This window comes from Streptomyces sp. CA-249302, from assembly GCF_050936785.1.
GTDB lineage: Bacteria > Actinomycetota > Actinomycetes > Streptomycetales > Streptomycetaceae > Streptomyces.
Genome location: NZ_JBNJMG010000001.1, coordinates 6,090,526 through 6,115,048, shown reverse-complemented (window position 1 = coordinate 6,115,048; position 24,523 = coordinate 6,090,526). Strand labels below are relative to the sequence as shown.

Sequence of the window (24,523 nt, the reverse complement as noted above, 5' to 3'; positions counted from 1 at the left end):
CCATATTGTTGACCGTTCAACTATACCGCCCAACGGGAGCCGCCCCCGCCTTATTCCGCGGACTGTCAGTGCCGCGTCCTACGATCCCGGTATGGCCGCCCCACGCCGTGACACCCGAGGGATCGTCGACGCCGCGGAGCTCTTCGCGCAGGTGCGCTTCCGCCGCCACGAGCCCGCCGAGCCGCTGCGCCCGTACCTGGAGCACTACTGGCTGATCGACTGGGACCTCACCCAGCCGTACGCCTCGCACGTGGTCCCGCACCCCTCGGTCAACATCGTCTTCCAGCGGTTCGCCGGGCAGGAGCCGTTCGCCGAGGTCGCGGGGATCGGGCTCGAACTGTTCACGCAGAAACTGGAGGGACGGGGACGGGTGTGCGGCATCCAGTTCCGCCCCGGCGGCTTCCGCCCCTTCGCCCCCGGCCGCCCGGTGAGCGACTGGACCGGGCAGCGGGTCCGCTTCCCGGAGGTCCCCCTGGACGCCGATCCGGAAGCCGTACTCGGACCCGACGGCGAGGACGCCCGGGTCGCCGCCCTGGACGCCTTCCTGCTCGGCCTCGCCCCGGAACCCGACCCGCAGGCCGACCTCGCCACGGCCCTGGTCGACCGCATCCGCACCGACCGCTCGATCCGCCGCGTCGGCGACTTCGCCCACGCCGAGGGCCTGTCAGTACGACTCCTGCAGCGCCTCTTCGCCGGGTACGTCGGCGTCGGCCCCAAGTGGGTCATCCTGCGCTACCGCATCCATGAGGCGCTGGAGCATGCGGAGACGGAGCGCGAGGTGGACTGGGCTGCGTTGGCGGCCGACCTCGGCTATGCCGACCAGGCCCACCTGGTACGGGACTTCACGGCGACGGTCGGAGTGCCACCCACCGCCTACGCGGCCAGAACCTCCGGCTGACGAAATCCCCTTGACGGCCGACGGCTCGCTCCCGATATTTATCTGCGTGACGCAGATTCTTCGTAACGCAAGAGATGAACCCGCCCTGTCCGCCCGCGCCCGCTGGGCGGTCCTCGCCGTCGTGCTCGCCGCCGACGTCCTCGACCTCCTCGACGCCACGATCACCAACATCGCCGCCCCGACGATCACCAGGGACCTCGGGGGTGGCGCGAGCCTCGTGCAGTGGCTCGGCGCCTCCTACGCCCTCGCGCTCGGCGTACTGCTGGTGCCCGGCGGGCGGCTCGGCGACAAGTACGGGCGCCGCCGGCTGTTCCTGACCGGACTCGCCGGGTTCGTGGTGGCCTCGGTCGCGTGCGGGCTGGCCACGGCACCGGCGATGCTGGTCGTCGCCCGGCTGGTCCAGGGCGCCTTCGGGGCCCTGCTCATCCCGCAGGGCTTCGGGATCCTCGGCGCGACCTGGCCACGCGAGGAGATCGGCAAGGCGTTCAGCCTGTTCGGGCCCGTGATGGGCCTGTCCGCGGTCGGCGGTCCGATCCTCGCCGGCTTCCTGGTCGACGCCGACCTGGCCGGCCTCGGCTGGCGCCCCATGTTCCTCATCAACCTGCTCCTGGGCGGCGCGGCCCTGCTCGCCGCCGCCCGCCTCCTCCCCCGCGACTCCGGCGACCCGTCCGTCTCGGTCGACGGCCCCGGCTCGGCCCTCCTCGCGGGCGCCATGCTCGGCCTGCTCGGCGGTCTCATCGACGGCTCGGCGGGAGGCTGGACGGCCCGCCCGCTCACCTTCCTCCTGCTCGGCCTCGCCCTGTCCGCCGCGTTCTGCCACCGCCAGCGCACCGCCGCCGAACCCCTGATCCGCCCGAGCCTGCTCCACAACCGCGCCTTCACCTCGGGCCTGATCCTCGGCGTCCTGACCTTCGCCGCGGTCGCCGGTCTGCTGTACGTCGTCTCGCTCCACCTCCAGCGGGGCCTGGGCCGCTCCCCCGCCGGCACCGCGCTCGCCCTGATCCCGCTGTCCGCCGGAATCGTCGTCGCGTCCGTCGCCTGCTACCGGCTGATCCACACCTACGGACGCCGGCTCGTCGTCGCCGGACTCCTGTTGATCCTCACCGGCTGCGGCTGCCTCGCCCTCCTCCGCGACTCCGACGGCTGGACCCTGGTCCCGCCCCTGCTCCTCGTCGGCCTCGGCATGGGCACCTGCTTCGGCACCGTCTACGACGTCACCATCGGCGACATCGCCCCCGAGGAGGCGGGCAGCGCGAGCGGCTCGCTCAACGCCGTGCAGCAACTGGCCAACGCGGTCGGGGCAGCCGCCGTGACCACCGTGTACTTCAAGGCCGCCGACGCCGGCGAGACCCATGCCCTACTGGCGAGCCTCGCCGCGGTCGCCGCGTCCATCACCGCCTGTCTGCCCCTCGTACGACTGCTGCCGCGCAAGGCGCCGGAACAGGGTCACCACTAGGGCCCCGCTAGGGGACGAGGACCAGTCGGCCGCGTACACCGCCGGTCTCCAGGCGGGCGTGCGCCTTGGCGGCCTCCTCCAGGGGGTACGTCTCCGCGACCCGGAGGGTGAGTACGCCGTCGTCCACCAGCCTTGCCAGTTCGGCGAGTCGGGAGCCGTCGGCGCTCACGGCGACGTGGGTCGACCGCACTCCGCGGACCGAGGCCGGCTCGGCGCCGGGGCGGACGCCGACGTAGGCACCCCCGTCCCGCACCCACTCCAGGGCCGGTTCGCCGAGGAAGGCGGCGTCCAGTACGCCGTCGAAGCCCGCCGCCGCCACGGCACCGGAGGTGAAGTGCGTGGCCCCCAGGGACCGTACGAGTTCCTCGTCCGCCTCCCGGGCCAGCGCGGTCACCGACAGCCCGCGGTGCGCGGCGAGTTGGACGGCGAAGCCGCCGACCGCGCCCGCCGCACCCGTGACGAGCAGCGACTGCCCTTCCGCCAACTCCAGGAGATCCAGGGCCTGTACGGCGGTCAGGCCGTTCAGCGGCAGGGTCGAGGCGTGCGCCGCGTCCACCGTGGCCGGCGCGGTCGCCACCGCGTCCGTCTCCACGACCACGTACTCGGCGTGCGTGCCCAGCGGCCGCACCATCCCGGGGTCGATCGCGATCACCTGGTCGCCGACGCCCCACGCGGTGGCCACGCCGGTGGCGTCCACCGTCCCGGCGACGTCCCAGCCGAGCCCGATCTCCTTGCCCGCCCCGCCGAAGAACCCGCCGCGCACGCCCGCGTCCACCGGATTCAGCGTGGCCGCCGCGACCTTGATCCGCACCTGCCGCGGCCCCGGCTCGGGCACGGCACTCTCCACCACCTCGACCGTCTCGGGTCCGCCGAAGGCCTTCACCACTGCTGCGCGCATGTCAACTTCCCACCAATCAGGGTTATTTGTGTCGCTTTCCTTTCCGCAGTGACAACCCTAGGAAGAGGCACTAACCTCCGGGAAGTAGTTACCTGAGAGTGCGTACATACCCCGAAGGGAAGCCATGGCGACCATGACCGCGGGCCAGCGGCGCGAGAAGGCACGGGTCGAGTACGACGCATTCATCCGGGCCTGCCCCACCAACCAGCTCCTGGACCGGCTCAGCGACAAGTGGGTCAGCCTGGTCGTCGCCGCCCTCTCCCGCGGCCCCATGCGCTACAGCGACCTGAGCCGCAAGATCGCCGGCGTGAGCCCCAAGATGCTGACGCAGACCCTGCGCGCCCTCGAACGGGACGGCATCCTCAGCCGCACCGTCACCCCGTCGGTCCCGGTCCGCGTCGACTACGAGCTCACGGAGCTGGGCGGCAGCCTGGCCGGTCTGCTCACCGCGGTGAAGACATGGGCGGAGACCCACATCGAGGAGGTCCACGAGGCGCGCGAGCGCTACGACGCCGAGACCGCCTGACCGCTCAGACGTCCCCCGCACGCAGCCGCGCGACCTGCTGCCCGCTGAACTCGACCGTCCGCCTCATGTGCCCGACCACCACGGCGAGTTGGCCGTCGTCGAGCTCGTCGAAGAGCGTGGACCAGTTGCCGTTCAGCCGCTCCCACATCCGCCCGAACTCGGCGACCTTCGCCGGCACGGTCGTCACCAGCACCTTGCGCCGGTCGGCCGCGTCCCGCTCCCGGACCACGTACCCGGCCTTCTCCAGCCGGTCCACCAGCCGCGTCGCCGACCCGGTGGTCAGCCCCGTCAGCTCGGCGATCCGGCCGGTCGTGACCGGCGCGCCCTCCAGGGTGAGCAGGTTCAGGCACTGCAGATCGGTGGGGTGCAGCCCGAGGTGGTCGGCGACGGCCTGGTTGAACAGGGCGTACGAGGCCATGTAGCGGCGCGAGACCGAGGACAGCTCGTCGAGCAGCCGCGCCCGTGCCGTCGTACCGCCGCCTGCCATGGACCCGCTCCTCTTCTCTGCGCCGCGCAGAAAGCGTACTGGAGGTGGATTTTTCTGATGTCCTTGAAATTCCCCGTCGGCGGCCGGCAGGTGGGGAATTGACTGGCCGTCGATGGCTGCCGACCGTGAAATGTCAGCTTCCGTGACGCCGGTTTGGGACTGGCTCCTGGGGGCGGAAGGTGCGGCGGTAGGTGTCGGGCGGGACGCCGACGCTGCGGTGGAAGTGGCGGCGCAGGGTGGTGGCGGTGCCCATGCCGGTGGCCGTGGCGATGGTGTCGACGGTGGCGTTGGTGGTTTCCAGGAGTTCCTGGGCGTGGCGGATGCGCTGGGTGTGAAGCCACTGCAGTGGTGTGGTGCCGGTGAGGTGTTTGAAGTGGCGGGCGAGGTGGCGTGAGCTCATGCGGGCCTGGCGGGCCAGGTCCTCCACGGTGAGCGGTTGGTCCAGTCGTTCCAGCGCCCAGGGGAAGAGTCCGCCCAGGGGGTGGTTGCCGGGCTCGGGCAGGGGTGTGGAGATGAACTGGGCCTGGCCGCCGTCGCGGTGGGGCGGGATGACCAGACGGCGGGCGATCTTGTTGGCGTTGGCCGAGCCGTGGTCGAGGCGGACCAGGTGCAGGCACAGGTCCATGGCGGCGGCCTTGCCCGCGGAGGTGAGGACGTCGCCGTTGTCGACGTAGAGGACGTCCGGATCCACGGTGGCCGCCGGGTGGCGTCGGGCCAGCTCCCGGGTGTGGGCCCAGTGGGTGGTGGCGCGCCTGCCGTCGAGCAGTCCGGCCGCGCCCAGGACGAAGGCGCCCGTGCACAGCGAGGCCACGCGGGCGCCGGCCTCGTGGGCGGCGCGCACCGCCTGGACCAGGGCGCCGGGCGGCTCACGGTCGGTGTCGGCCCAGGCGGGGACGATCACCGTGTCGGCGTGCGGGAGATGGTCGAGTCCGTGGTCGGGCGCCAGGAGGAAGCGGCCGACGTGCACCGGACCGCTTCCGCAGACGGAGAAGTCGTACCAGGGGTCCACGATGTGGGTCAGATCAGCGCCGAAGATCTCGATCGCCACGGACAGTTCGTAGTGGAGCATGCCGTCGGTGACGGCCAGCGCGACGGTGGGCATGTCCGAAACTGTACGCGCCTTGTCGTTTCCGACGCTCGTGCGGGGTGCTGCCACGGGGACAGGATGTGCGTGTCAGGCCGCGGCGGATCGACGTCACGGTGGGTGTGCCAGTACATGGGGGGCAGTCTCATGGGGTCAGGTCAGCAGGTGGCGGTGTTCGGCGCGTACGGTCACACCGGGCGGTTCGTGGTCGCGGAGCTGGCCGCGCGCGGATACGTGCCGGTGCCCTCCGGGCGCAACGCCCAGGCTCTGCGGGAGCTGGCCCAGGAGCACGGCCTTGAGGCCCGGGTGGCGTCGGCCGAGGACGCGGCGTCGCTGGACCGGGCCCTGGCGGGCGCGGTGGCCGTCATCAACTGCGCGGGCCCCTTCGCGACGACCACCGGTCCCGTGATCGAGGCCGCGCTCCGTGCGAAGATCCCGTATCTGGACGTGGCCGCCGAGCTCGAGGCCAACCTCGACACCTTCGCCCACTACCAGGAGCGAGCCCGGGAAGCGGGAGTGGTGATCGTCCCGGCCATGGCCTTCTTCGGCGGCCTCGGCGACCTGCTCACCACCGCGGCCATGGGCGACTGGACCGCGGCCGACGAGGCCCACATCGCCTACGCGCTCAGCAGCTGGCACCCCACCGCCGGCACCCGCCGGTCCGGTGCCGTCTCCCGCGAACGCCGCGGCGACGTCCGCCTGCGCTACCGCGGCGGCCAGTGGGAGCGCCGCACCGACGCCGCACCCACCCTTCAGTGGACCTTCCCGGAACCGATGGGAGTCCGGGAGGTGATCGGCGAGTTCACGATGGCGGACGTCGTCACCGTTCCCCAGCACCTGTCCATCCCCGACGTCACCACCTACATGACCGTTGAGGCGGTCCGTGATGTCGCCACCCCCGACACACCGGCCCCCACCGCCGCCGACCGGAGCGGGCGCTCGGACCAGACCTTCCTCGTCGACGCCGTCGTACGCTCCGGCGGAGTCGAACGCCGGGCCACGGCCGGCGGCCAGGACATCTACGCCGTCACCGCACCTCTCGTCGCCGAGGCCCTCGAACGCGTCCTGACCGGCCGCACCAGGGCTGTCGGCGTCGCCTCCGCCGGCGAGATCTTCGACGCACCGGACTTCCTGCACGCACTCGCCCCGTACCTCGCACTCGACCTCCACCCGCAAGACGCCTGACCGCGACGCTCCACGACGCAGGACGTGTGCGGAATGCTCAGAAGTAGTACTCGTCCCCGGTGTCGAGCACGAGCACCCGCTGCCGGTCATTGGCCCGGTTCCGGTCCACGGCACCGCCGTTCCACACGGTGTCCAGCTCCAGCACCACCTCGGTGGGCGCGCCCCGCAGCCGTACCCGAAGACTGATCTGCTCGCCCATGTCGTCGGCGCCCAACGCCCCCACCCGGCACAGCACCCCGCCGGGCCCGGACCGCGCACACCCCAGCGGCAGCACCTGCCGGTCGGCGAGGGGCTCCGACCAGCGCAGCCGTACCGTCGCGTCGGGCACGGCGGACGGGCCGTGGTTGCGCGGGGTGAACCGCACGTACGCCTGACCGGCCGACATCGACGCGGCACCGTGATAGGCGAGGTCGGCCTCCGGACCGCCTCCGACGGCACCGGCGGGCCCGGCCGCCCCGCAGACCGCCACCATCGCCGCGACCCCCGCAAGAACCTTCCGCATACCCGCTCCTCACTCCACGTGGACGTACGGATGTATCCCACGCGCGGCACGGGACAGGCGCCGTCCATCAGGTGACAGCACCCGTGCGAGGCTGCTGCCATGCTCATCGCCCGCTCCGCCGCCCTCTTCCTCGTCGCCGCCGTCTTCGAGATCGGCGGCGCCTGGCTGATCTGGCAGGGCGTACGCGAACACCGCGGCTGGCTGTGGATGGCGGGCGGAGTCCTCGCCCTGGGCGCCTACGGCTTCGTCGCCACCTTCCAGCCGGACGCCCACTTCGGCCGCATCCTGGCGGCGTACGGCGGCATCTTCGTGGCGGGCTCGATCGTGTGGGGGATGGTGGCGGACGGTTACCGTCCGGATCGCTGGGACGTGACGGGGGCCGTGATCTGCCTGACCGGAATGGCGGTAATCATGTGGGCACCAAGGAACTGACGCCGATCCGACCGACCCAAGGGGCGCGGGGCCGTATCGATATTCGGCTCCGCCGCGTGGGCGCGACCAGCCCCCACGGACCCGCAGCCGTCCGATTCCCCAATCCCCCACCGCGCCTAGACTCTCCAAGGCAACCCGTACATGAACCCCCGCCGAGGAGCGAACCCCATGGCCCCGTCCCGCATCGCGATCGTCACCGGCGCAAGCAGCGGAATCGGCGCCGCAACCGCCCGCCGGCTCGCCGAGGCCGGTTACCGAGTGGTCCTCACCGCCCGCCGCGAGGACCGCATCGAATCCCTCGCCAAGGAACTCAACGAGTCCGGCCACCAGGCGACGGCCTACACCCTGGACGTCACCGACAGGGCAGCCGTGGACGAGTTCGCGTCGGCCTTCAAGACGGTCGCCGTACTCGTCAACAACGCCGGCGGAGCCCTCGGCGCCGACCCCGTGGCCACCGGCGACCCCGCCGACTGGCGCTCGATGTACGAGACGAACGTCATCGGCACCCTGAACGTCACCCAGGCCCTGCTCCCCAAGCTGGTCGCGAGCGGCGACGGCACGATCGTCGTCGTCTCCTCCACCGCCGGCCTCGGCACCTACGAGGGCGGCGCGGGCTACGTCGCCGCCAAGCACGGCGAGCACGTACTCGCCGAGACGCTGCGCCTGGAGATCGTCGGCCAGCCGGTCCGCGTCATCGAGATCGCCCCCGGCATGGTGAAGACCGACGAGTTCGCCCTGACCCGCTTCGGCGGCGACGAGGAGAAGGCGGCGAAGGTCTACCAGGGCGTGGCCGAACCGCTCACCGCCGACGACGTCGCCGAGACCATCACCTGGGCGGTCACCCGCCCCCACCACGTCAACGTCGACCTCCTGGTCCTGCGCCCGCGCGCCCAGGCGTCGAACACGAAGGTCCACCGGGATCTGTGATGGCAGAGGACACCGAGCGGCAGGCCGAGCAGGCGCGTCTGCGACTGGAGAAGAAACGCGAGCGGTACGTCTGGTACTACCTCGCGTACTTCCTCTTCGGCATCCACATCGTGGCCTTCGTGATGATCTACGCGGTACTGCACGCGAAGTAGGGTCCCAAGGTGGACAGACACATAGCCTTCGACCAGCTGTGCAACTTCCGTGACCTGGGCGGCTACCGGACGACGGACGGCCGCCGCGTCCGCCCCGGCCGCCTGTACCGCACGGACTCCCTCGGCAAACTGGAGCCCGGCAGCGCGGACTGGTCCCGCTTCCTGTCCCTCGGCATCCGCACGGTGATCGACCTCCGCCACCCCTGGGAGGCGGAGTCGCGGGGCCGTGTCCCGTCCGACGCGTCGTTCACGTACCACAACCTCAGCATCGAGCACCGGCCGTACAACCAGCCGGCGCTGGCCCCGGAGGTCGACCCCGGCCCGTATCTGGCCGAGCGCTACATGGAGGTGGCGGAGGACGGTACGGCGGAGATCCGCGAGGCCCTGCAACTCATAGCGAAGTCGGCGGAGTCAGAGACCCCCCTCGCCTTCCACTGCGCCTCGGGCAAGGACCGCACGGGCCAACTGGCGGCGCTGGTCCTGGACTTGCTGGGGGTCCCCACCCCCACGATCATCGAGGACTTCAGCCTCACGGAACTGGCGGCCCCGGCCCTCCTCGCGGACTGGCAGTCCCGCAACAACGGCAACTCCCCGACCTGGCTGGGCTTCGGCCGCGCCCCCGAGTCGGTGATGCGCCTGTTCCTGAAGTCCTTCAAGTCCCGCTACGGCTCGACGGCGGACTACGTCACCGACGCCCTGGGCCTGGACGCCGACTCCCTGTCGACCATCCTCCGCGCCCACCTCCTGGAACCCCTCCCCACCACCTACCCACCCCTGACGTTCCGCAGGGCAACCCCGGCCGACGCCCCGTCCCTGGTCCGCCTCCGCGATACGGCGGCCCTCTGGCAACTGGCCCGAGGCATCGACCAATGGAAACCGCGCGAAAAGGACGAGACCCACTTCCGCAAGCGCATGGAACAGGGCGAGGTCTGGCTGACCCACACCGGCCCGCACCTCACCGGCGCCTGGGAAATCTGGTGGGACGACCCGGCGGCCTGGGGCCCCCGCCCCGCCGATGCGGGCTACATCCATCGCCTGATGACGACGCCCCACACGTCCCCACCGGGAACGGGCCGCGAAATGCTGGCCCAGGCAGAGTCCCGAATCACCGCAACGGGCCGCCCGTACGCCCGCCTGGACTGCCTGTCCGCCAACCCCCGCCTCCGCGCGTACTACGAGTCCGCGGGCTACCAGGTGGTCGGCGAACAGCAGGCCAAGGTGGACGGCACAGGCAGCCCGTACGCGGTGACCCTGCTGGAGAAGCGGCTGCTGCCGCCCCGCTAACCCTTCACGCAGATGACCTGCTTCAGCTTCGCCACGACCTCCACCAGGTCCCGCTGCTGGTCGATGACCTGCTCGATCGGCTTGTAGGCACCCGGGATCTCGTCCACGACACCGGAGTCCTTACGGCACTCCACGCCCCGCGTCTGCTCCTCCAGGTCCTTCGTCGAGAAGCGACGCTTCGCCGCGTTACGGCTCATGCGCCGACCCGCGCCGTGGGACGCCGAGTTGAAGGACTTCTCGTTGCCGAGACCCTTCACGATGTACGAGCCGGTGCCCATGGAGCCCGGGATGATGCCGTATTCGCCGCTGCCCGCACGGATGGCACCCTTCCGGGTGACCAGGAGGTCCATGCCCTCGTAGCGCTCGCGGCTCACATAGTTGTGGTGGCAGCTCACCTCGGGCTCGAAGGCCACCTTGGCCTTCCTGAACTCCTTACGGACGACGTCCTTGAGGAGCGCCATCATGATGGAGCGGTTGTATTTCGCGTACTCCTGAGCCCAGTAGAGATCGTGCTCATACGCCCCCATCTGCGGGGTGTCCGCGATGAAGACGGCGAGGTCACGGTCGACCAGGCCCTGGTTGTGCGAGAGCTTCTGGGCCACGCCGATGTGGTGCTCGGCCAGTTCCTTGCCGATGTTCCGGGAACCGGAGTGGAGCATGAGCCACACCGAACCGGTTGTATCCGTGCAAACTTCGACGAAGTGGTTTCCGGATCCGAGCGTTCCCATCTGCTTTCCGGCACGTTCATGGCGGAATTTGACCGATTCGGCGACCCCGTCGAACCGCCCCCAGAAGTCGTCCCACCCGCCCGTCGCGAACCCATGGAACCGACCCGGCTCCACCGGATCGTCATGCATCCCCCGCCCCACCGGAATCGCCTGCTCGATCTTCGACCGCAGTCGCGACAGGTCGCCCGGCAGGTCGTTCGCCGTCAGGGACGTCTTCACCGCCGACATTCCGCAGCCGATGTCCACCCCCACCGCCGCGGGGCAGACCGCGCCCTGCATCGCGATGACCGAGCCGACCGTCGCACCCTTTCCGTAGTGCACGTCCGGCATGACCGCCAGGCCCTTGATCCACGGGAGGGTCGCCACGTTGCGGAGTTGCTGGAGGGCGACGTCCTCGACCGTCGTGGGGTCGGTCCACATCCGGATGGGGACCTTCGCACCCGGTATCTCTACGTACGACATAACTTCCTCATTCCCCCGCGAACATAACAAAAGTAGCGAATCGCAAAACCTGCGCCAAGGTCGACAAACAGGACAGCGGACCGGCGTTCACGGTGTTGCGTGCGATACACATTGTCTGCCGGGGGTGCCCCCGTGCGGCAAGCGAATAACCAGCAGGGACACTGGACCTGGACCCCGTCGAGAGGAGCCTGACCGTGCAGCGGAAGGCGTACGTATCCGGCGTCGCAGCGCTCCTCGCGGCGTTGCTGGCCGGCTGCACCGGCGGCTCGGGGGACGGCGGTACGACCGACGACTCCAACCCGGGCGACGCCGGCACCGCGACCGCCGCCGCGCAGCCCGGCAAGTACGACTCGCTCCCGGAACCCTGCGGCGCGATCAGCCACGGCACCCTGGACTCCCTGCTCCCCGGCATCAAGCAGATGACCGACCAGGACCAGCGGGACAAGGCGTACGCCGGCGAGGCCACGCTCACCTACGACACGGACCGCAAGGTCGGCTGCCGTTGGAAGGTCGACTCGACGGACGCGACCGACCATCTCCTCGTCGACCTGGAGCGGGTCGTGTCGTACGACAACGCCGTCAGCGACGACACCCAGGCCAAGGAGTTGTTCGCCGCGAAGGAGGTGGCGGCCGACCTCCCCGAGCCGGCGAGCAGTTCGAGTGCCGACGACGGTGAGAGTGGGAGTGAGGGCGGTAGTGCGAGTGCCGACCCGAGTTCGTCGGCTTCGGGCTCCCCTTCGCCGTCCTCCTCCACCTCCACCTCGGCCTCGGCCTCTTCGTCCTCCTCCGCCTCCCCCTCCTCCTCCACCACCCCGGCCGACCTCCAGCCCCGCGCGCTCTCCGATCTCGGGGACGAGGCGTTCCTGGACGACGTGCTGAGCGGTTCCGGTTCTACGACCGAGCAGCGCACGGTGACTGTGGTGTTCCGCACGTCGAACGTCATCGTGACCATCCAGTACGAGGAGCAGCCGGCCACCGTCGGAGTCGTGCCGGACAGCAAGGAAATGCAGGACAGGGCCCGGAAACTGGCCGCACAGCTGGCCGACGTACTGGCGGGTTAGGGGCTGTTCGCCGCTCCCTCACACCCCTTCGCAAAGTTTTCGAAGCAAAAACGCACAGCCTTCTCACCGCGTACCGTGGCCCCTCGGACCCGATCCGACCGCAGGAACCCCAGCGTGATGAGTGAAGGAACCATGCAGAGAGCAGCAGAGCGAGACCAGCAGAACCGGCGTGAGCGGCGAGCGAAGGGGCGTGGCCGCGTCCTTGTCTGCGCGGCCGCCGTACCGGTGGTGCTGCTCGCGGCCGGCTGCTCGTCCGGCTCGGACTCCGGCTCCGGCGACAGTGGGAGCAAGAGCTCGGGCAGCGGTGGTACGTCGTCCTCGGCGGGCGGCGACGCGACTCCGACCGTGCAGGCGGCGGCGTACAAGAAGCTGCCGGACTCGTGTGCCGTGCTGTCGAAGAAGACCCTGACCTCGCTGGTGCCGAAGGGGGTCAAGGCCGGCAAGGCGGGCACGTCGAGTGATACCGCCACTCGGGCCAGCTGCTCCTGGAGCAGCCTGGACAACAACGGCGTGAAGGGCTCGCAGTTCCGCTGGCTGAACGTCTCGCTGCTGCGCTTCGACTCGGACGCCACGCGCGGCGAGGGCGACCAGCTGGCGCACGCGTACTTCTCCAAGCAGGTCAAGGAAGCCCAGGCCGTGGAGGGTGCGAAGAACACCAAGACGACGACCGTGGCCGCTACGGGCGACGAAGCGACGCTGGTGAGCTACGACCTGAAGAAGAAGGAAGGCGCCTTCAAGCAGCAGACGGTCGTGACGCGCGTCGAGAACGTCGTCGTCACCCTCGACTACAACGGCGCGGGTCTGGCCGGCGAGAAGACGCCGAGCGCGGCCACCCTGGCCAAGCTCGCCGAGCAGGCGGCGAAGGAGGCCGTGGCCACGGTGTCGGCGGCGAACGGCGAGGGCACGGCCCCCGCCGCGTCCGCCTCGCCGTCCAAGTCGGCCTCCAAGTCCCCCTCCGCCTCGCCCTCGAAGTCGTCCTCGGCGTCCCCCTCCGCCTCCGCTTCGAAGAAGAGCTGACCGTCACATCTGGACGCCAACTCGCAGCTCAACCCAGCTGTTTGCAGGAGCCCGGCCCCCTCGGGGGACCGGGCTCCTCCCGTACCGGCAACACGTATGGCGCACACATGTGCCACCCTGTTGCGCGCAACAGCACGCAATGGGAGGGGAGTACGGGTGGCCGCGCCACTGCAGCTGACTCGGATGCACCGCGTTCTCATCGGCGTCGTCGTGGCCGGCGCGGTGGTCATCGCCGGCATCGGCTTCGCCGGTTCGTACGCGGCGGTCCGCGAGTTGGCCATCAAGAAGGGCTTCGGGAACTTCGCGTACGTGTTCCCGATCGGCATCGACGCCGGTATCTGTGTCCTCCTCGCCCTGGACCTCCTCCTGACCTGGATCCGCATCCCGTTCCCGCTGCTGCGGCAGACGGCCTGGCTGCTGACGGCGGCCACGATCGCCTTCAACGGCGCGGCCGCCTGGCCGGACCCACTGGGCGTGGGCATGCACGGCGTCATCCCGGTCCTGTTCATCGTGGCCGTCGAGGCCGCCCGGCACGCCATCGGCCGGATCGCGGACATCACGGCCGACAAGCACATGGAGGGCGTGCGGCTGACCCGCTGGCTGCTGTCGCCCATCCCGACCTTCCTCCTCTGGCGCCGGATGAAGCTGTGGGAGCTGCGCTCCTACGAGCAGGTCATCAAGCTGGAGCAGGAACGACTCGTCTACCGGGCCCGTCTGCACTCCCGCTTCGGCCGCGCCTGGCGCCGCAAGGCCCCGGTGGAGTCCCTGATGCCGCTCAGGCTGGCCCGGTACGGCGTGCCGCTGGCGGAGACGGCCCCGGCGGGCCTGGCGGCGGCGGGCATCGAGCCGGTGCTGCTGCCTCCGGCCCCGGAGCCGGTGGCCCTGCCGGCCCAGGCTCAGGCTCCTCAGCAGGTCGCGCCGCCGGTGGTCAACCGTGCGGTGGAGGCGGCGCCGGTGGAGCAGTACGAGCCCGAGCCGGAGCAGAGCCCGTGGTTCAACGTCCCCCAGCAGGTGGACTACCAGGGCGGCTACGACCCGAGCTACGAGTACGAGTACGACCCCGAGCAGCACGCCGCGTGGTTCGCCGAGCAGCAGCAGGCGGCGCAGTACGGCTACCAGGAGGAGCCGCCGGTTGAGGAACCCTCGCCGGAGGAGACGGGCAGCTTCCCGATCCCGGTGGTCACCGGGGGCCGTACCCGCGAACTCGGTGAGGGCGGGGGCCCTCCGGAGCCTCAGCCGCCGACCGAAGAGGACTACTTCCTGGTCTTCAAGAAGTCGATAGACGGCAGCTACCCCACGGCGGGCCAGTTCCGGGGCGACGTGGAGGCGACATACGGCATCACGCTCCCGCAGCGCGAGGCCGACCGCATGGTCAACCGCTTCACCAACCGCCACACCGCGGAACTGCAGGAAGACCACATCGCCTGACCGGTGCAAAGGTGCATAAGAAAAGGGGCCCTCGATCCCGAGGGCCCCTTTCTCGTACCGCCTGTACCGCCTGTACCGCCTACTCGCCGAGCAGCCGCCGTACCCGCTCCTGACCCACCGCGAGGAGCAGTGTGGGCAGGCGCGGGCCCGTGTCTCGGGTGACCAGCAGCTGGTACAGCAGGGCGAAGAAGGTGCGCTGGGCCGTCTTGATCTCGGCGGGCAGCTCCTTCGGGCCCGCGTCCGCCGAGAAGCCGGCCTGCACCTTCGGGACGCCGTAGACGAGGTGGGTCAACCCGTCCAGGGACCAGTGCTCGGCGAGACCGTCGAGCAGCAGCCGTACCGACTGCTGGGACGCCTCGTCGAGGGACTTCAGCAGTTCGGCGTCGGGTTCGTCGCGCACGATGGTCCGCTGGTCGGCGGGGACGTGCGTGTTGATCCAGGCCTCGGCCTTGTCGTACCGCGGGCGGGCCTCGTCGAGCGATCCGATCGGGTCGGTCGGGTCGAGGTCGGTCAGGATCCGCAGCGCCTGGTCCGCGTGCCCGGCGGTGACGTCCGCGACGGAGGCGAGGGTCCGGTACGGCAGCGGGCGCGGGGTCCTCGGGAGTTCGGCGGCGGCCGTGCCCACCGCGCGGGCGTGCGCGGCGACGTCGGCCGGGAGGGCCGAGCCGTCGGCGACCTTCGCGTCGAGCTTGTCCCACTCGTCGTAGAGGCGCTGGATCTCCTGGTCGAAGGCGATCTTGAAGGACTGGTTGGGCCGGCGGCGGGCGTACAGCCAGCGCAGGATCTGCGGCTCCATGATCTTCAGCGCGTCGCCGGGGGTCGGCACCCCGCCCCTGGACGAGGACATCTTGGCCATGCCGCTGATGCCGACGAAGGCGTACATGGGGCCGATCGGCTGCTTGCCGCCGAAGATCCCGACGATCTGGCCGCCGACCTGGAACGAGGACCCCGGCGACGAGTGGTCGACCCCGCTCGGCTCGAAGACGACGCCCTCGTACGCCCAGCGCATCGGCCAGTCGACCTTCCAGACCAGCTTGCCGCGGTTGAACTCGCTGAGCCGGACCGTCTCGGAGAAGCCACAGGCGGTGCAGGTGTACGTCAGCTCGGTCGTGTCGTCGTCGTACGAGGTGACCGTGGTGAGGTCCTTCTCGCAGTTGCCGCAGTAGGGCTTGTACGGGAAGTACCCGGCGGAGCCGGACGAGCCGTCGTCCTCCTCGGCCGCGCCGGAGCCCTCCGCGGCCTCCAGCTCGGCCTCGTCGACCGGCTTCTGCTGCTGCTTGGGCTTGGCCGGGGCCTTCTTGGTGCGGTACTGGTCGAGGATCGCGTCGATGTCGCCGCGGTGCTTCATGGCGTGCAGGATCTGCTCGCGGTAGACACCGGCGTTGTACTGCGCGGTCTGGCTGATGCCGTCGAATTCCACGCCGAGTTCGGCCAGCGAGGCGACCATCGCGGCCTTGAAGTGCTCGGCCCAGTTCGGGTACGACGAGCCCTTCGGGGCCGGGACGGAGGTCAGCGGCTTGCCGATGTGCTCGGCCCAGGTCTCGTCGACGCCCGTGACGCCGGCCGGCACCTTGCGGTAGCGGTCGTAGTCGTCCCAGGAGATGAGGTGGCGCACCTGGAGGCCGCGGCGGCGGATCTCGTCGGCGACCAGGTGCGGGGTCATGACCTCGCGGAGGTTGCCGAGGTGGATCGGGCCGGACGGAGACAGTCCGGAGGCGACGACTACGGGTTTGCCCGGGGCCCGACGCTCCGACTCCTCGATGACGTCATCCGCGAAACGGGAGACCCAGTCGGCGGTCTCGGTGCTCTGAGCCACGATCGGCACGTCCTTCTTTCTGAACGGGGGACGCTCCATTGTCACAGACGGCCGTGCGACCGGGAAAACCGCTTTACCCCCCATGGGATACTGGCTGGGTATATCCATTCCCACGAGGAGAACGGCTCCCCTTCCTATGGCCCCGGTCACGTCCCTCAGCGACTCCGTCCAGCAGCAGCTCGCGTCCGCCCTCTCGGCTTCCCTGCCGGAGGCCGCCGGTGCCGACCCGCTCCTGCGACGCAGCGACCGGGCGGACTTCCAGGCGAACGGCATCCTGGCGCTCGCCAAGAAGGCCAAGGCCAACCCGCGGGAGCTGGCCACTCAGGTCGTCGCCAACATCGCGACCGGCGAGGTGATCAAGGACGTCGAGGTCTCCGGACCCGGCTTCCTGAACCTCACGATCGCGGACCGGGCGATCACCGAGAACCTGGCCGCCCGGTACGCGGACGGCGAGCGCCTCGGTGTGCCGCCGAAGGCGGAGCCCGGCATCACGGTCGTCGACTACGCGCAGCCGAACGTGGCCAAGGAGATGCACGTCGGCCACCTGCGCTCCGCGGTGATCGGCGACGCGCTGCGCGGCATGCTCGACTTCACCGGCGAGAAGACGATCGGCCGGCACCACATCGGCGACTGGGGCACCCAGTTCGGCATGCTCATCCAGTACCTGTTCGAGAACCCCGGCGAGCTGGCCCCGGCGGCCGACGTCGACGGCGAGCAGGCGATGTCGAACCTGAACCGGGTGTACAAGGCGTCGCGCGCGGTCTTCGACGCGGACGAGGAGTTCAAGGAGCGGGCCCGGAAGCGGGTCGTGGCGCTCCAGTCCGGCGACAAGGAGACCCTGGAGCTCTGGCAGCAGTTCGTGGACGAGTCGAAGGTCTACTTCTACTCGGTCTTCGAGAAGCTGGACATGGAGATCCGGGACGACGAGATCGTCGGCGAGTCCGCGTACAACGAGGGCATGCCAGAGACCGCCCGCCTCCTGGAGGAGATGGGCGTGGCGGTCCGCTCCGAGGGCGCGCTGGTCGTGTTCTTCGACGAGATCCGGGGCAAGGACGACCAGCCGGTGCCGCTGATCGTGCAGAAGGCGGACGGCGGCTTCGGCTACGCGGCCTCCGACCTGACGGCGATCCGCAACCGGGTCACCGACCTGCACGCGACCTCGCTCCTGTACGTGGTCGACGTACGCCAGTCGCTGCACTTCAAGATGGTCTTCGAGGCGGCACGGCGGGCGGGTTGGCTGACCGACGCGGTGACCGCGCACAACATGGGCTACGGCACGGTGCTGGGCGCGGACGGCAAGCCGTTCAAGACGCGTGAGGGCGAGACCGTACGGCTCGAGGATCTGCTGGACGAGGCGGTGCAGCGGGCGGCGGAGGTCGTGCGCGAGAAGGCGCAGGACCTCACCGAGGACGAGATCCAGGAGCGGGCGGCCCAGGTGGGCATCGGCGCGGTGAAGTACGCCGACCTGTCGACGTCCCCCAACCGGGACTACAAGTTCGACCTGGACCAGATGGTCTCGCTGAACGGCGACACGTCGGTCTACCTCCAGTACGCGTACGCCCGTATCCAGTCGATCCTGCGCAAGGCGGGCGAGACGAAGCCGGCCGCGCACCCGGAGCTGGAACTGCACGCGGCGGAGCGGGCGTTGGGCCTGCACCTGGACGCGTTCGGCGACACGGTCTTCGAGGCGGCGGCGGAGTACGCCCCGCACAAGCTGGCCGCGTACCTGTACCAACTGGCTTCGCTGTACACGACGTTCTACGACAAGTGCCCGGTCCTCAAGGCCGAGCAGCAGGAGCAGGTGGAGAACCGCCTCTTCCTGTGCGACCTCACGGCCCGCACCCTCCACCAGGGCATGTCCCTGCTGGGCATCCGGACGCCCGAGCGGCTCTGAGCGGCACGGTGAGGCCTTACGCGATGTGGTCTTCCTGAAGTTCCGCCGTGTGACGGTTCATGAAGCGGTTGACCAGGCGTTGGGCCTCATCCGGCGAGAGCGTGACGGCGTAGACCGCCGTCACGCTCTCCCGGAACAGATCCGGCGTGGGGTAACTGCCGTCGATCGACTGCTTGAAGACCTGGTAGTAGTTCTCCTCGTCCAGCCATAGGGGCTGGTCCACGGGCGTTGGCACGGTGATGTTCTGGATCACGGCCCCGAGTGCCTCGGCCTCCCGCTCCAGCGCGGTCTTCCTCCGCTCGATCACCGTCAGCAGTTCCTCGGCCCTGGCCCGTGTCTCGGCGAGCTGTTCCCAGGTGCGGCGCAGGATCCGGCCCGACGCCGAGTGGCTGTGGCCCAGCGCGGTGAGGCCCCGGAGGTTCTCGTCCGGCTCCATCGTCGCGTGGTCGACAAGGAGGGCGCTCAGGGTGTCGCAGACGGCCGCCGCGTCCGGCGGGCGGTTCTCGGGGTCCTTGGCGAGCAGGCTCAGGATCAGGTCGTCCAGTGCCTCGGGGAACCCGTCCACCATCATGTCGCTCGGCTCGACCGGCGCGTCATCCAGGTGCATCCGCAGCACCGCCAACGGATTGCCGCTCACGAACGGGGGCTGTCCCGTCACCGCGTGGTACAGCAGGCATCCCAGCGAGTACAGATCACTCCGGTGATCCAACTCCCGTATGCCCTCCGCCTGTTCGGGCGACATGTACGGCGGCGAGCCGAGCAGCGTGCCCGTCGCCGTCAGCCCGTGCGCGCTCATCGTCTCGCCCATGAACTTCGCGATCCCGAAGTCCAGGACCTTCACCGTCCCGTCCGGTGTGAGCAGCGCGTTGGCGGGCTTGATGTCCCGGTGGACGACGCCTTCCCGGTGGGCGGCGTGCAGCGCCTCCGCGATCTGCGCGGCCCATCCCACGGCGAGCGGCCAAGCGGGCGTCGCCTCCTTGAGCCGCCGGTCCAGGGACTGTCCCTTCACCAGTTCCATGACGAAGAACAGGGTGGGACGCCCGTCGACCGTCGTCTCCCCCCAGTCGTGCACGGTCACGATGTTCTGGTGTGTCAGCCGTCCCGCCAGCTGGACCTCACGCTCGAAGCGGGCCTGCGTCTCGGCTTCGTCCATGCCGTACGGCGGATGGACGACCTTCACCGCGACCAACCGCCGCATCCGCACGTCTTCGGCGGCCCACACCTGCCCCATCCCGCCGGCGCCCAGCCGGTGGTCGATCCGAAACCGCTCGTCGAGCAGTAAGCCCCGCACCGGTCCCCTCCCCGTCGGCGGACTGCCACCGCCGCACGACGGTCTGGCCCTGAACTCCGTTACAGGGGTACGAGTATGACGCCTCGGGCAGCACGGCACCTACCGGCGAACGCGTCGGCCCGTCCTCTCCCCCGAGAGGACGGGCCGTCGGCTGTGTCAGCACCAGCCTCCGCCGAGGTTGGCGAACGTCTTCCAGGCGGCCCTGGTCTTGGGGCCGGCGTCGCCGTCGATGCCGCCGGTGTCGTAGCCGATGTAGACGAGGAAGCGCTGGAGGGCGCGGATGGTGTTGGGGCCGGGGTCGCCGTCCACGGTTCCGGCGTTGTACCCGCGGTCGTTGAGGAAGGCCTGCCAGGCCTTCCAGCTCTTGGTGCCGAGCTGGCCGTCGATCGTGCCGGGGTCGAACTTCCCGACGGGTGTGGCGTCCCGGACGTAGCACTGGACGCTCTTGCCCTCGGCGGTGTTCAGGCCGAGGTTGTTCGTGGCGAGGATGGAGGCGCCCTGGGCGCTCGCGGCCGGCGCGGAGGCGGCGAAGGCGGTGCCCGCGGTGGCCAGGCCGCCGGTGGCGAGTCCGATCACGGCGGCGGCGCTGACCAGGGTCCTGGCCAAGGCGTTCGATCGCATGCGTTTGCCTTTCGGGTCGTGACTTGAGGTGGCGGGACGAGCCTGCGGGGCGGTCGGCAGGGGTCGCCACGGTTGCCGCGGAAGTGACGTCCAGGCGGGACGCCCAACCCTCCGACCTGCGGTGATGTCGTCCGGTGGGACGGTGGGACGGGACGGGCGGTGGCCGATTCCCATGGATGTGCGGTGCATGTTCCGGTGCGGTCCTGTGAATGCTGGTGCAGAATGCGGCGCGAGGTACGGGGGCCGCTGACCACGGCCGCCGTTTTCATGAACGCGTGGGGGGACCATGTCGCGTTGGAGAGTGCTGCCCGAACGACTCGACCCGCGTGTGCGGCAGTTGGTGGTGCGGCTACGACGCCTGAAGGACCACAGCGGGCTGAGTCTGCGCCAGCTGTCGGCGCGGACCGGGTACAGCCCGAAGTCCTGGGAGCGGTATCTGAGCGGCCGTTCGCTGCCGCCGCGCGAGGCCGTGGAGGCGCTGGCGCGGATCGGGGGCGAGGACCCGACCCGGTTGCTGGCGCTGCACGAGGTGGCGGCGGAGGCGTGGGGAAAGGGGCGGGCGGAGCCGACGGAGCCGGAGCGACCCGAGGTCCTGTCCGCCGGCCCGGACGAAAAACCGCCGCCCAGCCGGGCGTTGCGGGTCGCGCTCGTCGCCGGCGCCGTGGCCCTGGTGCTCGCCGTCTCCTCGGCGGTGCTCGTAGCCGCGCGGTTCATGGACGACGACGGGGGCGAGGGGAGGGCAGCGACCGGGTCGCTGGGCGCGACGGCGGCCGTGTCGCCGACGCCCTCCACACCCACGTACCACTGCCGCGAGCAGCGGACCGACGGGCGTTGGTATGCGGGCAATAGCCGCTCGCTCAACGCCACGGTGGCATACGGGAGTTCCGGGCCCGAGGTCGCCGAGGTGCAGTGTCTGCTGCGGCGGGCCGGGATATCTCCGGGCGGGATCGACGGGATGTTCGGGCCGTTGACGCGGGGCGCGGTGGTGCGTTTCCAGAAGCGGGCGCACCTCGATGCGGACGGGATCGTCGGTCCGCACACCTGGAAGGCGTTACGAGGATGACGCCCTCCCCCGAGAGTGCTCGACTGGGCTCCGCGCTACGGGAGTTGAAGGAGCGGACAGGGCTGAGTCTGGCGGGCCTCGCGGCGAAGACGGCGTTCAGCAAGTCGTCCTGGGAGCGCTATCTCAACGGCAAGACCCTGCCGCCGCGCACCGCCGTGGAGGAGCTGTGCCGCCTGGCCGGGGAGCCGGAGGGGCGGTGTCTGGCGCTGTGGGAGATCGCGGAGTCGGAGTGGAGCGGGCGGGCGGGGGTGGGGGCGGGGGGTGGTGCGGTTCGTTCTTCGGATACGGCGGCTTCGGATACGGCGGCTTCGGATACGGCGGTGCAGGCGCCGCCCCCGGAGGCGGAACCGGGCGTTGCCCAGGAAGCCCCTAGCGCCGGTCACCGGACCCTGACCCTGGTCGCCGTACTCGCGTCCGTGTGCGCGGTCGCCCTCGGCGGGGTCGCGTTGGCCCTGCTCCTGCTGCCACGGCACCACGCCGACGACCACCGCTCGACCGCGAACCCGTCCCCCTCCTCCCCCTCCTCCCCCTTCTCCGTCCGGCCGCGTTGCCGGGGAGCGGCGTGCGACGGCCGGAGTCCGGTGGAGATGTACTGCGGGGCCCAACCGGACACGCTCGCGCAGCGGCGGATGGCGACCGGGGCCTGGATGGAGGTGCGGTACAGCAAGGTGTGCGGGGCGACTTGGGCACGGACCTGGGGGACGCGGGTGGGCGACCGCATCGAGGTGAGTGCGGGCGGCCCGGTACGCGGGGCGAGGATCAGGAACGGCGCCGACGCCGACGCGTTCATCTACACGCCGATGGTGGTCACCCGGCCCGGCGCGGTGGTCCGGGCCTGTTTCCTGCCGACCACGGGCAAGCGGCAGTGTTTCGAGAGCCGGGTCGGCTAGCGCACGAACTCGGCCCACACCAGCTTGCCCGGGTCGCGTTCGCCGACGCCCCACTTGTCGGCGAGGGCGGCGACGAGGAGCAGACCCCGGCCGCCCTCGTCGGCGACGTCAGCGATTCCCGGCACTCCGGAACCACTGTCGTGCACCTCGGTCCGGACGAGCTCGCCGTCGTACTTCAGCCGCAACAGCAGACCACGGCCGGGCGGTACGCCGTGCAGGACGGCGTTGGTGACCAGCTCGCTCACGCACAGCAACAGGTCGTCGGTGCGGGGCCAGTCGACGAGGTCCCAGTGCTCGAGCGATCCGCGGGTGAAGTCCCTGGCGGCGGGGACGGACCTGCGGTCGCGGGCGTAGAACTGGTCGCGCTGGTAGGGGAGTTCGGTTGCGGCAATCACGGTACGAATGTGGCGCAGAGTCAGTAACCTGCATCAGTGTGTAAACCCGTACGGAAATTTTGTACGGGCTCGCACCGAGGCGGTACGCCGGGTGGGGGGAGTTAGGCAGACCATGAACTCCAAGAAGCTGTCGCGGACCAAGAACCAGTCGACCATGCGGATGCTGGGCAAGCAGCTGCAGAGCGCCCGCAAGGCGGCTGGATACACACAGAGTTCCCTCGCCAAAGCGGTCGAGCTGGACGAGGAGACCATCGCGTCGATCGAGCAAGGCAGGCGGCCGCTACTGCCTCACCTCGCCGCCACGCTGGACGAACTTCTGGACGGGAAGGGCATGCTGCCGGCAGGGATCGAGAACCTACCGGAGATTGATCAGTTTCCGCTGAACGCGGAGCAGTTCAACGTGCACGTGCGCGAAGCCATCGCCATCTCCTGGTACGAATGCGTCGTCATGCCCGGCCTGCTCCAGACCCCGCAGTACGCCGCCGCAGTGTTCCGGGAGCACGTACCCGCGTACGACGAGACCGTGATCGAGACCAGGACGGCGGAACGAATCGACCGTCAGGAGATCCTCAACCAACCGTCTCCGCCGACGCTGAGTTTCGTCATCTGGGAGCCGCTCCTCCATCTCGGCGTCGGTGGGGCGGAGATCCGCCGCGCTCAGCTCCAGCACCTGCGCGAACTCGCCGAACTCCGACAACTCACCGTCCAGATCCTGCCCGTTGACGCACCATCGCACGCCGGCCTGGCAGGCCCGTTCACCATCCTGGAGACACCCGACCACCAGCAACTCGTCTACGCCGAAAGTCAGCTCGGCAGTCACTGGATCGCCGACCCCGATGAGGCGGCCAACAGGGCCCACAAGTATGCGATGCTCCGATCACAGGCCCTGTCCCCGAAGGATTCCAAGAGCTTGGTCGACCGTCTGCTAGGAGAACGATGACCAGCGCAGCACCGCAGTGGTTCAAGTCCAGCTACAGCTCCGATTCAGGCCAGGCCTGCCTCGAAGTCGCCCACGAAGACACGACGATCCACATCCGCGACTCCAAGAACCCGGAAGACGGCCCCATCCTCCACGTGACCCCCGCCGCCTGGGCCGCCTTCACTTCCGCTCGCTAGTCCCCGGCGTCTCCGAAGCCGCCGTCGGCTTGGTGTGCAGGATGGCCCGTGCCTGGTCCGCCGCGCGAGCCATCGTCTCGGAGATGAAATCCATGAAACGGGCCGTGTTTTCGAGGCGGACCGCCGCCGGCGTGCCCGCGCCGAGGACGGCGACGCCCTGCCGCGCGGTCTCGGCGACGTGGGCCGAGGCACGGACGCTGGCCATCATCGAGTCGTACATGATGTCGTCGTCCAGGACATAGCGCTCGCGGCGCCGTTCGTCGCGTTCCCGACGGACCATTTCCTGCCCTTCCAGGAACGCGATCGCCTTGGACACGGACGCCGGGCTGACCTGGAGCCGTTGGACGAGTTCCGCCGCGGTGAGGCTGCCCGTGTCGCTGATGGTGAGGGACGCCATCACCCGGGCCGTCATCTTGGTCATGCCGGACTGCATGAAGACGGTCGTGAGCGTCTCCTCGTACTCGCGAACGGCCTCCGCGTCACGGCCGTATGCCTGCGGGACCCCCTTCCCGTCCCGCGGCGCGGTCTGTCGGCGGCGCTGCGCGCGCCGCTCGGTCGCGCGGTGGGCGAGGTCCGAACGGTAGGACGTGGGGCCGCCGTTGCGCATGACCTCGCGGGTGACGGTCGAGGTCGGACGGTCGAGGCGCCTGGCGATCTCCGCGTAGGCGTGGCCGTCCGCCAGTCCCAGCGCGATCTGCTGCCGTTCCTGCTGGGTGAGCCTGCCTCCTGGCATCGCGGCCTCCTTCGTGGTGCGTGGTAGCGCCCAATATAGCGTTCACCCTCAGCCCATTGCAAAGATACGCATGGGTCATGTTGCATTACCCCTCAGCCCGTTGCAATGAAATCCTGCCATTGAGCTGCAACGATGCAATTCATACGCAACAAGCATGTTGCTCGATCCGTGAACGCA

General features: G+C 70.0%; 26 protein-coding genes. 16 read left to right on the top strand and 10 right to left on the bottom strand.

What is annotated here, in order from left to right; genetic code table 11:
* The first annotated feature begins 91 nt into the window (after positions 1-91).
* Together ACQEWB_RS27605 and ACQEWB_RS27600 are read left to right on the top strand one after the other, a co-directional pair.
* Positions 92-898 carry an AraC family transcriptional regulator gene (locus ACQEWB_RS27605; protein WP_432835527.1) on the top strand — a complete coding sequence of 269 codons (807 nt, stop codon included), beginning with the start codon at positions 92-94 and terminating at the stop codon, positions 896-898.
* A 46-nt stretch (positions 899-944) separates the two neighbouring features.
* Positions 945-2,354, top strand: a complete 1,410-nt coding sequence (locus ACQEWB_RS27600; protein WP_432835525.1) for an MFS transporter — start codon at positions 945-947, stop codon at positions 2,352-2,354.
* 7 nt (positions 2,355-2,361) lie between these two features.
* Here ACQEWB_RS27600 and ACQEWB_RS27595 read toward each other — a convergent pair whose 3' ends face one another.
* Positions 2,362-3,252, bottom strand: coding sequence for an NADP-dependent oxidoreductase (locus tag ACQEWB_RS27595; protein ID WP_432835523.1), 891 nt, complete (start codon positions 3,250-3,252; stop codon positions 2,362-2,364).
* Between the two features lie 124 nt (positions 3,253-3,376).
* Between ACQEWB_RS27595 and ACQEWB_RS27590 the strand changes: the two genes are divergently transcribed.
* Complete coding sequence (locus tag ACQEWB_RS27590; protein ID WP_432835521.1) at positions 3,377-3,778, top strand: winged helix-turn-helix transcriptional regulator; 402 nt, start codon at positions 3,377-3,379, stop codon at positions 3,776-3,778.
* Between the two features lie 4 nt (positions 3,779-3,782).
* On the opposite strand, the gene ACQEWB_RS27585 is transcribed toward ACQEWB_RS27590, so the two are convergent.
* A complete protein-coding gene (locus tag ACQEWB_RS27585; RefSeq protein ID WP_432835519.1) occupies positions 3,783-4,265 on the bottom strand; it encodes a MarR family winged helix-turn-helix transcriptional regulator in 483 nt (160 codons plus the stop codon).
* Between the two features lie 133 nt (positions 4,266-4,398).
* Positions 4,399-5,367 (bottom strand): helix-turn-helix domain-containing protein, encoded by a 969-nt coding sequence (locus tag ACQEWB_RS27580; RefSeq protein ID WP_432835517.1) that lies wholly within the window; start codon positions 5,365-5,367, stop codon positions 4,399-4,401.
* A gap of 129 nt (positions 5,368-5,496) precedes the next feature.
* Here ACQEWB_RS27580 and ACQEWB_RS27575 point away from each other — a divergent pair, with 129 nt between their 5' ends.
* On the top strand, positions 5,497-6,534 hold the full coding sequence (locus tag ACQEWB_RS27575; protein WP_432835515.1) for a saccharopine dehydrogenase family protein: 1,038 nt from the start codon (positions 5,497-5,499) through the stop codon (positions 6,532-6,534).
* Positions 6,535-6,571: 37 nt separating this feature from the next.
* Here ACQEWB_RS27575 and ACQEWB_RS27570 read toward each other — a convergent pair whose 3' ends face one another.
* Positions 6,572-7,036: a hypothetical protein gene (locus ACQEWB_RS27570; RefSeq protein ID WP_432835513.1), complete on the bottom strand. Its 465-nt coding sequence runs from the start codon at positions 7,034-7,036 to the stop codon at positions 6,572-6,574.
* 99 nt (positions 7,037-7,135) lie between these two features.
* Here ACQEWB_RS27570 and ACQEWB_RS27565 point away from each other — a divergent pair, with 99 nt between their 5' ends.
* From ACQEWB_RS27565 to ACQEWB_RS27550, 4 genes are all read left to right on the top strand, one after another.
* Positions 7,136-7,468: a YnfA family protein gene (locus ACQEWB_RS27565; protein ID WP_432835511.1), complete on the top strand. Its 333-nt coding sequence runs from the start codon at positions 7,136-7,138 to the stop codon at positions 7,466-7,468.
* A gap of 141 nt (positions 7,469-7,609) precedes the next feature.
* Positions 7,610-8,395 carry an SDR family NAD(P)-dependent oxidoreductase gene (locus ACQEWB_RS27560; RefSeq protein WP_432835509.1) on the top strand — a complete coding sequence of 262 codons (786 nt, stop codon included), beginning with the start codon at positions 7,610-7,612 and terminating at the stop codon, positions 8,393-8,395.
* Positions 8,395-8,547 (top strand): hypothetical protein, encoded by a 153-nt coding sequence (locus ACQEWB_RS27555; RefSeq protein WP_432835507.1) that lies wholly within the window; start codon positions 8,395-8,397, stop codon positions 8,545-8,547. Before ACQEWB_RS27560 ends, ACQEWB_RS27555 begins: the two co-directional genes overlap by 1 nt.
* Before the next feature lie 9 nt (positions 8,548-8,556).
* A complete protein-coding gene (locus tag ACQEWB_RS27550) occupies positions 8,557-9,831 on the top strand; it encodes a tyrosine-protein phosphatase (RefSeq protein WP_432835505.1) in 1,275 nt (424 codons plus the stop codon).
* On the opposite strand, the gene ACQEWB_RS27545 is transcribed toward ACQEWB_RS27550, so the two are convergent.
* Positions 9,828-11,021 (bottom strand): RtcB family protein, encoded by a 1,194-nt coding sequence (locus tag ACQEWB_RS27545; RefSeq protein ID WP_432835503.1) that lies wholly within the window; start codon positions 11,019-11,021, stop codon positions 9,828-9,830. The genes ACQEWB_RS27550 and ACQEWB_RS27545 overlap by 4 nt on opposite strands.
* Before the next feature lie 194 nt (positions 11,022-11,215).
* On the opposite strand from ACQEWB_RS27545, the gene ACQEWB_RS27540 reads away from it, so the two are divergent.
* The 3 genes from ACQEWB_RS27540 to ACQEWB_RS27530 all read left to right on the top strand — a co-directional run bounded on the left by ACQEWB_RS27540 (position 11,216) and on the right by ACQEWB_RS27530 (position 14,527).
* Positions 11,216-12,082: a DUF3558 domain-containing protein gene (locus tag ACQEWB_RS27540; protein ID WP_432835501.1), complete on the top strand. Its 867-nt coding sequence runs from the start codon at positions 11,216-11,218 to the stop codon at positions 12,080-12,082.
* A 132-nt stretch (positions 12,083-12,214) separates the two neighbouring features.
* Entirely contained in the window at positions 12,215-13,099 is an 885-nt protein-coding gene (locus ACQEWB_RS27535; RefSeq protein ID WP_432835499.1) for a DUF3558 family protein, read from the top strand.
* Positions 13,100-13,255: 156 nt separating this feature from the next.
* The gene (locus ACQEWB_RS27530; RefSeq protein WP_432835497.1) at positions 13,256-14,527 is read left to right on the top strand and encodes a DUF2637 domain-containing protein; all 1,272 of its coding nucleotides are present in this window, start codon (positions 13,256-13,258) and stop codon (positions 14,525-14,527) included.
* Between the two features lie 79 nt (positions 14,528-14,606).
* Here ACQEWB_RS27530 and lysS read toward each other — a convergent pair whose 3' ends face one another.
* The gene (gene lysS / locus ACQEWB_RS27525) at positions 14,607-16,352 is read right to left on the bottom strand and encodes a lysine--tRNA ligase (protein ID WP_432835495.1); all 1,746 of its coding nucleotides are present in this window, start codon (positions 16,350-16,352) and stop codon (positions 14,607-14,609) included.
* Between the two features lie 127 nt (positions 16,353-16,479).
* Here lysS and argS point away from each other — a divergent pair, with 127 nt between their 5' ends.
* On the top strand, positions 16,480-18,237 hold the full coding sequence (gene argS / locus ACQEWB_RS27520) for an arginine--tRNA ligase (RefSeq protein ID WP_432835493.1): 1,758 nt from the start codon (positions 16,480-16,482) through the stop codon (positions 18,235-18,237).
* A gap of 16 nt (positions 18,238-18,253) precedes the next feature.
* Here argS and ACQEWB_RS27515 read toward each other — a convergent pair whose 3' ends face one another.
* Entirely contained in the window at positions 18,254-19,528 is a 1,275-nt protein-coding gene (locus ACQEWB_RS27515) for a serine/threonine-protein kinase (protein ID WP_432835491.1), read from the bottom strand.
* A 156-nt stretch (positions 19,529-19,684) separates the two neighbouring features.
* Positions 19,685-20,149, bottom strand: a complete 465-nt coding sequence (locus tag ACQEWB_RS27510) for a peptidoglycan-binding domain-containing protein (protein ID WP_432835488.1) — start codon at positions 20,147-20,149, stop codon at positions 19,685-19,687.
* Positions 20,150-20,435: 286 nt separating this feature from the next.
* Between ACQEWB_RS27510 and ACQEWB_RS27505 the strand changes: the two genes are divergently transcribed.
* Together ACQEWB_RS27505 and ACQEWB_RS27500 are read left to right on the top strand one after the other, a co-directional pair.
* Entirely contained in the window at positions 20,436-21,212 is a 777-nt protein-coding gene (locus tag ACQEWB_RS27505) for a peptidoglycan-binding protein (protein ID WP_432835486.1), read from the top strand.
* Positions 21,209-22,102 carry a helix-turn-helix domain-containing protein gene (locus tag ACQEWB_RS27500; protein ID WP_432835484.1) on the top strand — a complete coding sequence of 298 codons (894 nt, stop codon included), beginning with the start codon at positions 21,209-21,211 and terminating at the stop codon, positions 22,100-22,102. The genes ACQEWB_RS27505 and ACQEWB_RS27500 overlap by 4 nt, the downstream gene beginning before the upstream one ends.
* Here ACQEWB_RS27500 and ACQEWB_RS27495 read toward each other — a convergent pair.
* Positions 22,099-22,497: an ATP-binding protein gene (locus ACQEWB_RS27495; RefSeq protein WP_432835482.1), complete on the bottom strand. Its 399-nt coding sequence runs from the start codon at positions 22,495-22,497 to the stop codon at positions 22,099-22,101. The two genes, ACQEWB_RS27500 and ACQEWB_RS27495, sit on opposite strands and share 4 nt — an antisense overlap.
* A 112-nt stretch (positions 22,498-22,609) precedes the next feature.
* Between ACQEWB_RS27495 and ACQEWB_RS27490 the strand changes: the two genes are divergently transcribed.
* Together ACQEWB_RS27490 and ACQEWB_RS27485 are read left to right on the top strand one after the other, a co-directional pair.
* Positions 22,610-23,437 carry a helix-turn-helix domain-containing protein gene (locus ACQEWB_RS27490; protein WP_432835480.1) on the top strand — a complete coding sequence of 276 codons (828 nt, stop codon included), beginning with the start codon at positions 22,610-22,612 and terminating at the stop codon, positions 23,435-23,437.
* Positions 23,434-23,613: a DUF397 domain-containing protein gene (locus ACQEWB_RS27485; protein WP_432835478.1), complete on the top strand. Its 180-nt coding sequence runs from the start codon at positions 23,434-23,436 to the stop codon at positions 23,611-23,613. Before ACQEWB_RS27490 ends, ACQEWB_RS27485 begins: the two co-directional genes overlap by 4 nt.
* On the opposite strand, the gene ACQEWB_RS27480 is transcribed toward ACQEWB_RS27485, so the two are convergent.
* Positions 23,597-24,346 carry a helix-turn-helix domain-containing protein gene (locus ACQEWB_RS27480; protein ID WP_432835476.1) on the bottom strand — a complete coding sequence of 250 codons (750 nt, stop codon included), beginning with the start codon at positions 24,344-24,346 and terminating at the stop codon, positions 23,597-23,599. The genes ACQEWB_RS27485 and ACQEWB_RS27480 overlap by 17 nt on opposite strands.
* Between the last annotated feature and the right edge of the window lie 177 nt (positions 24,347-24,523).

Coding starts and splice junctions, on each gene's coding strand:
- ACQEWB_RS27485 (WP_432835478.1), top strand. CDS start 23,434: ATGACCAGCGCAGCACCGCAGTGGTTCAAGTCCAGCTACAGCTCCGAT.
- ACQEWB_RS27590 (WP_432835521.1), top strand. CDS start 3,377: ATGGCGACCATGACCGCGGGCCAGCGGCGCGAGAAGGCACGGGTCGAG.
- ACQEWB_RS27490 (WP_432835480.1), top strand. CDS start 22,610: ATGAACTCCAAGAAGCTGTCGCGGACCAAGAACCAGTCGACCATGCGG.
- ACQEWB_RS27510 (WP_432835488.1), bottom strand. CDS start 20,149: ATGCGATCGAACGCCTTGGCCAGGACCCTGGTCAGCGCCGCCGCCGTG.
- ACQEWB_RS27605 (WP_432835527.1), top strand. CDS start 92: ATGGCCGCCCCACGCCGTGACACCCGAGGGATCGTCGACGCCGCGGAG.
- ACQEWB_RS27580 (WP_432835517.1), bottom strand. CDS start 5,367: ATGCCCACCGTCGCGCTGGCCGTCACCGACGGCATGCTCCACTACGAA.
- ACQEWB_RS27555 (WP_432835507.1), top strand. CDS start 8,395: ATGGCAGAGGACACCGAGCGGCAGGCCGAGCAGGCGCGTCTGCGACTG.
- ACQEWB_RS27480 (WP_432835476.1), bottom strand. CDS start 24,346: ATGCCAGGAGGCAGGCTCACCCAGCAGGAACGGCAGCAGATCGCGCTG.
- ACQEWB_RS27535 (WP_432835499.1), top strand. CDS start 12,215: ATGCAGAGAGCAGCAGAGCGAGACCAGCAGAACCGGCGTGAGCGGCGA.
- ACQEWB_RS27585 (WP_432835519.1), bottom strand. CDS start 4,265: ATGGCAGGCGGCGGTACGACGGCACGGGCGCGGCTGCTCGACGAGCTG.
- ACQEWB_RS27575 (WP_432835515.1), top strand. CDS start 5,497: ATGGGGTCAGGTCAGCAGGTGGCGGTGTTCGGCGCGTACGGTCACACC.
- ACQEWB_RS27500 (WP_432835484.1), top strand. CDS start 21,209: ATGACGCCCTCCCCCGAGAGTGCTCGACTGGGCTCCGCGCTACGGGAG.
- ACQEWB_RS27570 (WP_432835513.1), bottom strand. CDS start 7,036: ATGCGGAAGGTTCTTGCGGGGGTCGCGGCGATGGTGGCGGTCTGCGGG.
- ACQEWB_RS27545 (WP_432835503.1), bottom strand. CDS start 11,021: ATGTCGTACGTAGAGATACCGGGTGCGAAGGTCCCCATCCGGATGTGG.
- ACQEWB_RS27560 (WP_432835509.1), top strand. CDS start 7,610: ATGAACCCCCGCCGAGGAGCGAACCCCATGGCCCCGTCCCGCATCGCG.
- ACQEWB_RS27565 (WP_432835511.1), top strand. CDS start 7,136: ATGCTCATCGCCCGCTCCGCCGCCCTCTTCCTCGTCGCCGCCGTCTTC.
- argS (WP_432835493.1), top strand. CDS start 16,480: ATGGCCCCGGTCACGTCCCTCAGCGACTCCGTCCAGCAGCAGCTCGCG.
- ACQEWB_RS27505 (WP_432835486.1), top strand. CDS start 20,436: ATGTCGCGTTGGAGAGTGCTGCCCGAACGACTCGACCCGCGTGTGCGG.
- ACQEWB_RS27595 (WP_432835523.1), bottom strand. CDS start 3,252: ATGCGCGCAGCAGTGGTGAAGGCCTTCGGCGGACCCGAGACGGTCGAG.